Origin of the sequence: Psychrobacter piechaudii (assembly GCF_900162825.1) — a bacterium.
Lineage (GTDB): Bacteria > Pseudomonadota > Gammaproteobacteria > Pseudomonadales > Moraxellaceae > Psychrobacter > Psychrobacter piechaudii.
In genome coordinates this window covers 25,974-37,366 of record NZ_FUGE01000172.1, presented here as the reverse complement: position 1 = coordinate 37,366, position 11,393 = coordinate 25,974, and the positions used below count along the sequence as shown (strand labels likewise).

Genomic DNA, 11,393 nt, shown 5'->3' with positions numbered 1-11,393 from the left:
GATTTAGGCACTGACTATATAAGCTAGATTTAATTAACTTATGAGCAGTGCTAGGCATCAACAATCACAAACTTGCTTAAAGAAAATCCGGCTCAACCCCGAGGCTCTAAGATAAGTACGTCATTTTATAATTTATAAGAGACAGCACCTTATGAAGCTAAGTGTCGAGATGCAATTTTATTTAAGCCAGTCTAAATCCGCGCTTGCGATAGTTTATTAAATTTGGCGGTCTTATCTTAGTTATATTGTGCTATTAAGATAAAAATTCAACATTAAATCGTCAATTACTGATGAAAATATCAAAAGTTACCAACAATTGTTGATTTAATGAGGGGCGTCACATTTAGAAAGGCGCATATTATACTAAAAATTAGGTTTCAGGTATGTATGATAATATTTATCAGCCTATTCTAATTTTTTAATATAGCTACATAAATGCTATTCCATAAGCTCTAGCCGCACAAATCTTAGATCACATAAATCACAGGTTAATAAGATCAAGTTAAGCAGGGTTAGGGTCATCAACAAAGCTAACTTGCACCCCCAAAGTGCTTTCAATCACCTCTCCTAAGGCTTGGATGCCGCCCATTTCGGTGGCATGATGACCACAAGCCAGATAATCAATCCCTAACTCTCGGGCTGAATGCGTAGTACGCTCTGAAATCTCTCCAGAGATATACAATTGACAGCCCATATGGGCAGCTTGTTCAATCATGTCTTGGGCGCCGCCAGTGCAGATCCCCACCTTTGAAATTACTGAGTTGCCAGCACTAATATGGGTGGGGGTTCGCTGTAGTTTTTCACTAACTTTTTTAATAAAGTCTTCAATAGAGATAGGGTCACACTGGGCAATATTCCCCACCGGATGCTTTTCATCAGGGTATAAAGCCCCCATGATTTGCAGATCCAAAAGATTTGCTAGCACCGCGTTATTACCAACGACAGGGTGAGCATCTAGGGGGAGGTGGTACGCCAATAAAGATATGTTATTTTGGAGTAGGCTACGGATACGTTTGCCCTTCATACCCGTTAGTGGCTCAGGCTCACCTTTCCAAAAATAACCATGGTGCACCAATATAGCGTCAGCGTTTTGCTCTATAGCCGCATCAATAAGATTTTGAGTGGCGGTAACTCCGGTAATGATTTTTTTGATAGGAGCATCAGCATCTACCTGTAAGCCATTAGGGCAGTAGTCTTTGAATTCTTTGGCCTTTAAGTAATCATTGCACCATTGCTCGAGGGCTACTGGGCTTAGTTCGGTCATTACAAACTCCTTAATTAGAAATACTGTGTTAATAAATTTTCAATCAAATAATAAAGGACTTAACTTAGAATTATTTTATAAAATGAGCCGTTCAAAATGGGCTTGGTAGGCTGCAAGTAACATGAATTGAACAATATAGCGGTGAAAAATAGAAAGGGGTGGGCCAGTAAATGGCTAACAAATGTTAAACTAATACCATTTTAAGTGATTCTTAATCCATTAAACCATCTAAATATCCACCATCGCCTTAAAACGTAAAATATTGGTTGTCGCTAAAGTCATCTAAATGTATTTAAGGTTTGGTGTTCGTGCTATTTGCACGTTTTGACATTGAGGAGTGACATGTCTGCATCATCAAAAACCAGCGTTATCTGGAAGATTCTACCCTGGTTATTATTGATTGCTGTATTAGCAGCATTTATCTGGGTCTATATTGGGCAAAAAACCAGTCAACAACCCGCTTGGGAGCCGCCACGTAATGAGTCTGACTCTATTGCGCTGAACACCGGTAGAGACTCTGATAAGCCTGAGCCTATTGTGTCATATCACAATGCGGTTGCTAAGGCGTCACGCTCGGTAGTTAATATCTATACTACGCAGACCATTCAAAACCCTTATATGAATGATCCTATCTTGCGTCGTTTCTATGAGTTTCATGGCCAAAACCCTCAAGCTGGCCAAGAAACCAACTTAGGCTCAGGGGTTATTGTCTCAAAAGATGGCTATATTGTAACCAATGCTCATGTGATTGCCAAAGCGGATGAGATTGTTGTGGGACTTAACGATGGTCGCAAAGCTGTGGCTACAGTAGTGGGCACTGATCCTGACAGTGATTTGGCGGTTATTAAAGTCGATATGACAGGGCTAGAGCCCTTGACATTTAGAGAAACGCCCATTGAAGTAGGCGATGTGGCCTTGGCCATTGGTAACCCCTTCGGTGTGGGACAAACCGTGACTCAAGGTATCATCTCGGCTACAGGACGTACCGGTCTGGGAGTTAACACCTTTGAAGACTTTATCCAAACTGATGCGGCCATTAACCCAGGTAACTCTGGTGGTGCCTTAGTAGATGCTCGCGGTGAATTGGTGGGTATTAATACCTTAATTTTCTCACGCTCAGGCGGCTCTATGGGAATTGGCTTTGCGATTCCAACAGCTTTAGTAGAACAAGTTATGAATGCCATTATCAAAGATGGTAAAGTCAGTCGGGGCTGGCTAGGTATCGAAGTACTGTCTCAACTGCGTGATCCTTCACAACTTGAAACTACCACGGGAGTTGTGGTGCGTAACATTATCCCAGGTAGCCCTGCTGCTAAAAGTGGACTGAAGGTAGGCGATGTTATTCTATCTATAGATGGGGTAGAGATGACCGATTCTAACGCACTGATTCAGCATGTGGCTCGCAAAATGCCCAATAGTGTATTGAAGGTACAAGTGTTACGCGGTTCAGAAAACATGAATATTGATATCGCTTTGGCGGAACGTCCTACCCAAACCGATGTGGTAGCGCCTATGGAAATGCCAACAGATCCAGAGCTGTTAGTTGAGCCTGAAAATGGGCCCCCATTAACAGATGAGCAACGCGCCCAGCTTAGAGAAGAGTTAATTGAGTTATTTGAGAATGGGGCTCGACCAAAAGTAGACCCGTTACCGCAATAAAACTTTGTGAACAGCTGAAAAGTTAAAGCTGTAAGTACAAAAAAGTCCGCTATAAGGCGGACTTTTTTTTGGCTTTATGATTTTTGGTTTATGTTTCCTTACTTTATAAAGCATATCGCCAAGCTATTACTTTACTTCTTTTAGATGAATCAATCCTTTAACTTTACAGCAGCAGGCTAGAATCTCTCCTTGCTCAATCATTGCTAAAGGGGGCTCTGCATAAGTCACTGGAAAAGAGGCGTGGCTCAAGGTAACTCGGCAGCTGCCGCAGTAGCCTTCACGACATTGATAATTAATATCATGCCCAGTACGTAATAAACCATCTAATAAAGTTTCATCATCATGCAGATAAAAACGTTTTTTTGAGGTAAATACCCAAGTCATAGTGTTGAGTCACTTAGTAATTGTTTATTTATAGAGTGATGCTTCTTAGCTTAGATAAAAAAATAGGGCAAAAAAGCGTGCGGTCATTTTATAACAACGGCACGCTAATTTTGAAAGTTATAAAGCATGTCGTACGGATAGCTCTGACATGCTTATCACCTCTGTCACAAATTACAGTTCGAAATCATCAAAGTCACTGTCTGATAAGTCAGAGTCAATCTGACCCACTAGGTAGGAGCTGATCTCAGTCTCTTGGGGTGCAACTTGTACGTTGTCCGATGACAACCAAGTGTTGATCCAAGGGATAGGGTTGCTCTTAGAGTTTGGGAAAAGAGCAGGCAGACCCACAGCCTCCATACGTAAGTTGGTAATGTACTCAACATACTGACACAAGATGTCTTTGTTCAGACCAATCATAGAACCATCTTTGAACAGATAGCCGGCCCATTCCTTCTCTTGCTCAGCCGCTTTACGGAAGATGTCGATACTCTCTTCGTAGCACTCTTCAGCAATTTCAGCCATTTCTGGATCATCTTTACCTGAGGCTAAGATATTGATCATGTGTTGGGTACTGGTTAGGTGTAGCGCTTCGTCACGAGCAATTAATTTAATAATTTTGGCGTTACCTTCCATAAGCTTACGCTCAGCGAAAGCGAACGAACAAGCGAATGACACATAGAAGCGAATGGCTTCGAGAACGTTAACCGCCATCAAGCATAGGTATAGCTGTTTTTTTAGTTTTCTTAAGTCAACATACCTCTCTTCACCATTGACCATATGAGTGCCTGCACCAAACAAGCTGTATAGCTGTGAATGCTGATACAAGTCATCATAGTAAAAAGCGATGTCTGAAGCCCGTTGTAGAATGTGCTCGTTCTGCATAATGTCGTCGAAGACTATGCCTGGGTCGTTAACGATGTTACGAATAATGTGGGTATAACTGCGTGAGTGAATGGTTTCTGAGAATGACCAGGTCTCAATCCAGGTCTCAAGCTCAGGGATAGACACCAGTGGTAATAGCACTACGTTTGGACTACGACCTTGAATCGAGTCAAGCAAGGTTTGATACTTTAGGTTACTGATAAAGATGTGTTGTTCATGGCTCGATAAATTGCTGTAATCGATACGGTCTTTTGAGACATCAACCTCTTCTGGACGCCAGAAAAATGATAACTGCTTTTCGATAAGCTGTTCAAAGATAGGATGCTTCTGTTGGTCGTAACGTGCCACGTTTACCGGCTGACCAAAGAACATCGGCTCTTTGAGCTGATCATTTGGAGTTTGGCAAAAGATTGAGTATGTCATGATTTTACCTTTTTCACCTTTCGTTTTTTTTGGGTTTGTTTAACTGTTAATTTCTTAAATCTTGAAGTAGTTTTTAATTGTGGGTAGGGTGCGCCCCGCGCACCGATTTAATCTTAATGTTTGCATTGATGCGTGAGACGCACCCTACGGCTGGATGATAGTCGTTTATGACGGTATTACTACAGCATAGCAAAATGTCTCATCAGAAGTTTCATCTGAACTATATGTGGATAAAGAAATACCTTTGCTATCAGGATAGTGTTTTATAATTAATTCAATTTTATCAATAATGCAGTCTACTGAGTCTGTCATTCTTCCGTTATACAAAGCTTGTTTAAAGCTCTCACCCTCATGCAACCTAATTTTATGCTTGCTTTCTAATTCTTGAAAACGTGAAAAAATACTCATAATTATCTCTAAAACTAAGTGTTTAAATATTTCATATGGGTTTAATAAACCCTTGTCTACATTACGCTTTTGATACGTTAGCATCGAGGATTGATATCAAAATGCTGATCTTTTGGAGTTTGACGAAAGATTCAGTGCTATCAAGCTTCTACTTTTCTTAAAATTGTTATCTACAAAGTGATCTAGCCTTATCAAATAGGCTCGCAATTTTTTTTGTATTATCGCTGATACCATATTCAACCATCCAATTATCATCTCTACCCGCATAAGGAGATGAAGAACATGGATCTGGTAAAAGCAAGCTTAGACTTTTGAGGTAATTAACTAATATACCAATATCTTCAGGATTCCAGCCCTTAAGAATTAACTTACTCTCATTACTGATCACCACTCGATCATATGGTAGTTTGTCTATTTTATGAATTTCTATATTGGTAGTAGCATCAATAAAAAATTCAATTGTAGTATCATCTAAGTCTTTTAAACTAGTTAATACTACTCTTTCATAGTAGTTTTCAAATATAAAATCGGGATCTTCGCAGAATAATAAAGCTAAAGCCATACGTGCTATTTTACTATCTACATGTGTCGCTTCATCAACGTACTTGGCTAAAAGAATCTTTCCTTCTTCAGAATTAACTCGATCTCTTAATTTAATTCTTTCCTCTTCCTTCATAGTATCTAAATTAGTGTCAATACATTTAAAAAACTCTAGTAGATTATATTCTTTATATTTATTTATACCTATAAGAGCATCTTTAGCTATATCTTTTAGATGCTTCATACTATCTAATGAAGATAAAATACTATCAAGGTCAATAAGTGTATTAAAGTCTGTCATGCTATTTACCTAAATAAAAGTCAAGAAATATAAATAATCATAAATTATTTAAAGCGTGTCAGAATTAATAGTTATTCAAATATATTAGTTGAGATTAAATGACAATAGACCGTTTCTTTGAATGAATAATTCAATTATAGATAGAGGTAGGGTGCGCCCCGCGCACCGATTTAATCTTAATGTTTGGTTGGTGCGTGAGACGCACCCTACGGCTTATTAACTTACAGTAGGTTAGTGTCGAGGAACGAGACCCAACATGGTTTAATATTTAAATTGTTGGGTGTCGCTAGCTTCACCCAACCTACGATTCTTTTATGAGGGTGTCAGCTCTATTAGTTAGAAAATGAATGATACACAATATTTTCAAGTTTAGGGTCTGCATAACTATCAACATAAGAAAGATGACCATCATATTCACCTACTTTATTAATTGATAGTCCTTGCTTAAACACAATCTGTAAGCCGTGTTCTGGTTCCCAATCACATTCACACTCTAGTGATATATAAATCGCCTTGTCACCATATGGGCGACGTGTGACTAAAGGGGTGCACTCTATTTGTATATGACGCCAGACATCATTTAGATCATCAATCTTAACAATATCCTCCCCATCCAATGACGCTTCTACATCTTTATAATATCGATAGATATCATCTTGTGCTTGTTTTAGAACGCTATTATCTAATGTCAAAAAATTAGCTACGGCCTGATGAAACTCTTCTTTATTTTGGTCTTGTTCGTAATCTTCTAAAACAAAGCGATATTTTTTATCATCTAAAGCTTTAACGGTTACAGGCTGACTAATTAGCCAGTTATCAAATTGGTATTTTTCTAGGCTACCTAAATATGGGATATCAGTCATCTGAAGACCTTTTTATAATTTTTAAATGAAACGCGTAATTCAAGTCTTAACTATTATTTGTGTATAGTGCATCCTGCGTAACTTTTAAAGCCTAAATCAATTATTGAGAGAGGTAGGGTGCGCCTCGCGCACCGATTTAATCTTAATGTTTGATTGGTGCGTGAGACGCACCCTACGGCTTATTAGCTTACAGTAGGTTGGTGTCGAGGAGCGAGATCCAACAATGCTTAATATTTAAATTGTTAGGTGTCGCTAGCTTCACCCAACCTACAAGATCATTTTAAAAATAGGCCGTAGTTTATAGCACGCCATTATTTGTTTGGAAAAAGATTAAATGTGTCGTGATTTTACCTTTTTCACCTTTTGTTTTTTGGGTTTGTTTAACTGTTAATTTTAAAGCCGTTTTTATTTGGCAGGGTGCGCCCCGCGCACCGATTTAATCTTAATGTTTGGTTGATGCATGAGACGCACCCTACTTTATTGAATTGATATATTCTACGGCTAGTTTTGTAATTTTATATCTATGATATCCTTGAGGGTTAATATCATGTTTTAACAACCCCAACTCAGTCATAGTACTGAAATCATCATCAATAAATCTAGGCTCACTTATTTCTAACGTTTGGTTTGCATCAATAGCATAGGTTGTGCCACCTAATGACGGTAGTCGCCAGATGTGGAGACCTTCGGAATTAACGAATTCTCTGAGAACTCTTAATGCTTGTTCTGATAACTGATACTCTGTTTTAAAGTTGTTTGCAATTCCACTTAATCCATCAATTCGTTGAGCAATCGAAACCATTAGATTATTAAGATTCGATAACTGCTTTAAAGTTTCCTCGTGGTTTTGATTCATAAAGAGTGCAATCTGATTTTTTAACTCAATGTTATTTTTGATAATATCAGCAGTATTTCTATTATCATTTTCATATAACCATTCTATAAAATCTTCTAAACTCGCATGCTCTCTTGATGACTGAAAATTAGCTAATAAACCAATAACTGATAAAAAGGTATTAAATAAAGATAAAGAGTCCATTAGGAGTCTCCTATACAGAATACTATAGCGATTTAATTATAATTTTAAATAGCTATAGATGACCATCACTTGGAGAATAATTTGGACAAGTACGAATATTTGATTTAGAATATACCTTTATGAAGAAGTACAGTCTATTCAAATTTCCCTTGTGAAAGTGGATAGTCTTAACTTTCAGGTATTAAATACGCCAATATTTAATATCTCCAATGGCAAAGATGATTTATCGTCTTTGCCATTTTATTGCCTGTCATTTAACAAACAATAAATTTCGTTAAAACAAATTCGTAATATTTATCTTGAAATGAACCGCTCTCCGCCGAGGGACGAGGCACGGACATAGCCATTAAAAATAAACTACCCATGCCTCGCATATTTCTCAATGTCTAAAAAGCTCCCATCCTGAGGCTCATCTTGTGCACTTAAAGCTTACAAGCACCGCTGGCACAGCCGTCATCGATATCGGCCTGAGCATCGTTGGCCCCATCACGAGTGTTGTGATAGTACAGAGTCTTAACCCCGAACTTATAAGCCATTAGTAGGTCTTTTAATAGCACCTTCATTGGCACACGGTTGCCCTCAAAACGAGTTGGGTCATAGTTAGTGTTGGCAGAGATACTCTGATCAATAAACTTCTGCATGATTGCCACTAGCTTTAAGTAGCCGTCATTATTTGGCATCTGCCATAACAGCTCGTAGTTGTCTCTTAAGTTTAAGATATCAGGCACTACTTGCTTCAAGATACCGTCTTTTGATGCTTTTACCGATACCAGACCACGTGGTGGCTCAATACCGTTAGTTGCGTTGGCAATCTGACTTGAAGTCTCAGAAGGCATTAACGCTGATAGAGTAGAGTTGCGTAGGCCATGCTCTTTAATCTCACTACGCAAAGCTTCCCAGTCTAACTGCAATGGCTCATTACAAATCTGGTCTAAGTCAGACTTATAGGTATCAATCGGTAGGATACCTTGTGAGTAGGTGGTCTCATTGAACGCAGGGCAAGCGCCTTTTTCTTTTGCCAACTTGTTTGACGCTTTTAGTAAATAGTACTGAAGCGCTTCAAAAGTCTGATGGGTTAGACCTAAGGCTGAGCCATCTGAGTATTTCACCCCATTTTTAGCCAAGTAGTAAGCGTAGTTGATCACACCAACGCCTAGGGTGCGGCGGTTCATACTGCCATTTTCAGCGGCTTTTACTGGATAGTCTTGGTAATCAAGTAACGCATCTAGGGCACGTACGATTAGCTCTGCTGGCTCTTCAATGTCTTGTAAGTCTTCAACTTCACCTAAGTTCACCGCAGATAAAGTACATAGAGCGATTTCGCCCTTTTCATCATTGATGTTGTCTAGTGGCTTAGTTGGTAGAGCAATCTCCATACATAAGTTTGACTGGCGGATAGGGGCCACGCTTGGGTCAAACGGACTGTGGGTGTTACAGTGGTCAACGTTCTGGATGTAGATACGACCGGTGCTGGCACGCTCTTGCATTAATAAGCTGAATAAGTCGGCGGCAGGTACATGGCGCTTACGGATATTCTCATCTTGCTCATACTTGGTGTATAGCTCTTCAAACTTGTCTTGATCAGCGAAGAAAGCTTCGTATAGACCTGGCACGTCTGACGGTGAGAATAAGGCAATGTCCTGACCTTTAATCAAGCGGGTATATAGAGTACGGTTGATTTGCACTCCGTAGTCCATGTGACGCACACGGTTGTCTTCTATACCACGGTTGTTTTTTAGCACCAGTAGTGACTCTACTTCTAAATGCCACAGTGGATAGAATAAGGTCGCTGCACCACCACGGACACCGCCTTGTGAACAGCATTTAACCGCCGTTTGGAACAGCTTATAGAAGGGAATACAGCCGGTGTGCTGTGCTTCACCGCCACGGATAGGACTACCTAGGGCACGAATGTTACCGGCGTTAATACCGATACCAGCGCGCTGTGATACGTAACGTACGATGGCACTGGTGGTAGCGTTGATAGAGTCTAAGCTGTCACCACACTCAATCAGTACACATGAGCTGAATTGACGTGATGGGGTACGCACACCTGCCATGATTGGGGTTGGCAGTGAAATCTTGAAGGTAGAGGCAGCGTCATAAAAGCGTTTGACGTAGTCCATACGCTCAGACTTATCGTAAGAGGCAAACAGACACATACCCACTAGCACGTATAAGAACTGAGGGCTTTCGTAAACTTTCTTGGTAACACGGTCTTGTACCAAGTATTTACCAGTCATTTGCTCAGCAGCAGCATAAGCTAGAGTCATGTCACGCCAGTGATCGATATACTCATTTAGCTCGTCAAACTCTTCACGAGAGTAGTCTTGCAAGATATGCTCATCATATTTGCCAGACTCAGTTAAGTTAACCACATGGTCGTATAGATGTGGCGGCTCAAATTGATTGTAGGCAATCTTACGTAAGTGGAAAATCGCCAAACGGGCAGCCAAATACTGATAGTCTGGAGTGTCTTCTGAAATAAGATCTGCAGCCGCTTTGATGATGGTCTCATGAATATCACGAGTCTTAATACCATCGTAAAACTGGATATGAGATTTTAACTCTACTTGAGAAACGGAGACGTTAACCAATCCTTCTGCGGCCCAAGTGATGACCTTATGGATTTTATCTAAATCGATTGGCTCCAGGCGGCCGTCTCGTTTCATTACTTTAATCTTATCCATATTTGTCATTGCTGTCTCCGCTAGTTATTGCTAAGTGACACGATTATATCGTCTCACCACTAAAAAATATTACCTGGTACCTATAGTGCCTGTGTTTCAGATAAAACACAAGATATAGGGTGGTTTCTATGATGTAGGCACAATATAAAGGAAAAAAAGAAAATTTACTATCTTGACAAATTGGCAGTTACTAGTTCAATTGAGAGAATTGAAATGAATAATTAGCCATGAAAAATGCTTGCAAATTTGCAACTACCGATAGGCTATTGCTTAGCGGTTATGTCAAGAAATTTAGTTGCTAAAAAAAGCTGAGAAAAACTTTTTTTACTAAATTGTAAACGAGAGTAAATGGGTTTAGATTTGTTCAGGTAAAAGTTTTAACCTGTAAATTAATTCAGTTTGAGTGGCTAAAATAGAACCTAAATAACATCCAAATAAAAAGAGCAGGGAGGATGCCTGCTCTTTTTTTAGCTATATATTGAAGCTATGTTTTGGAAGTTCAGCCGTGGCTAATAAATAAAATAGTGACTCAGATAATGTGTTGTAGACGTAAAATATTTACACCACAGTACGAACTGTTTTTGCCTTGTCTAGAGCCGCGTAAAGCTCATTCACTTGGTCTGCTTCAGTAAAGTATAACTTGGCACGGACTGACGTAAAACGACCGGTACTTGATTTTTTCACGGTTAGACTTTCAGTATCAAAGTCAGGGAACTGAGTGCCTAAAATAAGCTTAACCTCATTCAGTAGAGTGTCATGCTCACCTTCATGACCAATAATACTCATAGGGTAGTCCATTGGGAATTCCCATAAGTGTAGATTTTGGATATCGGTCTTTTTGGCAAAAGGGTTTCTGTTAAGAGTTAGGCTTTGAGTCATATCGATTTTTTTGTTAGCCATAATTGGCATCTCCCATTGTTTTTAAAGTAAAAAAAAGCTG

10 protein-coding genes are annotated in these 11,393 nt (G+C 39.5%); 1 reads left to right on the top strand and 9 read right to left on the bottom strand.

Annotated features, from left to right (window positions below; genetic code table 11):
* Positions 1 to 502: 502 nt before the first annotated feature.
* Positions 503 to 1,264 carry a Nif3-like dinuclear metal center hexameric protein gene (locus A1019T_RS09740; protein ID WP_077451482.1) on the bottom strand — a complete coding sequence of 254 codons (762 nt, stop codon included), beginning with the start codon at positions 1,262 to 1,264 and terminating at the stop codon, positions 503 to 505.
* Between the two features lie 342 nt (positions 1,265 to 1,606).
* Between A1019T_RS09740 and A1019T_RS09735 the strand changes: the two genes are divergently transcribed.
* Entirely contained in the window at positions 1,607 to 2,923 is a 1,317-nt protein-coding gene (locus A1019T_RS09735) for a S1C family serine protease (protein WP_208608064.1), read from the top strand.
* A 126-nt stretch (positions 2,924 to 3,049) separates the two neighbouring features.
* On the opposite strand, the gene yfaE is transcribed toward A1019T_RS09735, so the two are convergent.
* The 8 genes from yfaE to A1019T_RS09695 form a co-directional block, all read right to left on the bottom strand.
* Positions 3,050 to 3,307: a class I ribonucleotide reductase maintenance protein YfaE gene (gene yfaE / locus A1019T_RS09730; RefSeq protein ID WP_077451480.1), complete on the bottom strand. Its 258-nt coding sequence runs from the start codon at positions 3,305 to 3,307 to the stop codon at positions 3,050 to 3,052.
* Between the two features lie 171 nt (positions 3,308 to 3,478).
* Positions 3,479 to 4,612 carry a class Ia ribonucleoside-diphosphate reductase subunit beta gene (gene nrdB / locus A1019T_RS09725; RefSeq protein ID WP_077451479.1) on the bottom strand — a complete coding sequence of 378 codons (1,134 nt, stop codon included), beginning with the start codon at positions 4,610 to 4,612 and terminating at the stop codon, positions 3,479 to 3,481.
* Positions 4,613 to 4,777: 165 nt separating this feature from the next.
* Complete coding sequence (locus tag A1019T_RS09720) at positions 4,778 to 5,020, bottom strand: hypothetical protein (RefSeq protein WP_143514103.1); 243 nt, start codon at positions 5,018 to 5,020, stop codon at positions 4,778 to 4,780.
* A 166-nt stretch (positions 5,021 to 5,186) separates the two neighbouring features.
* Positions 5,187 to 5,861, bottom strand: coding sequence for a hypothetical protein (locus A1019T_RS09715; RefSeq protein WP_077451477.1), 675 nt, complete (start codon positions 5,859 to 5,861; stop codon positions 5,187 to 5,189).
* 332 nt (positions 5,862 to 6,193) lie between these two features.
* Positions 6,194 to 6,724, bottom strand: coding sequence for a DUF6985 domain-containing protein (locus A1019T_RS09710; RefSeq protein ID WP_077451476.1), 531 nt, complete (start codon positions 6,722 to 6,724; stop codon positions 6,194 to 6,196).
* 472 nt (positions 6,725 to 7,196) lie between these two features.
* Positions 7,197 to 7,763 (bottom strand): hypothetical protein, encoded by a 567-nt coding sequence (locus tag A1019T_RS09705; protein ID WP_077451475.1) that lies wholly within the window; start codon positions 7,761 to 7,763, stop codon positions 7,197 to 7,199.
* 422 nt (positions 7,764 to 8,185) lie between these two features.
* Entirely contained in the window at positions 8,186 to 10,462 is a 2,277-nt protein-coding gene (gene nrdA / locus A1019T_RS09700) for a class 1a ribonucleoside-diphosphate reductase subunit alpha (protein WP_077451474.1), read from the bottom strand.
* A 549-nt stretch (positions 10,463 to 11,011) separates the two neighbouring features.
* Positions 11,012 to 11,332, bottom strand: a complete 321-nt coding sequence (locus A1019T_RS09695; protein ID WP_244156618.1) for a DUF493 domain-containing protein — start codon at positions 11,330 to 11,332, stop codon at positions 11,012 to 11,014.
* Positions 11,333 to 11,393: the final 61 nt, after the last annotated feature.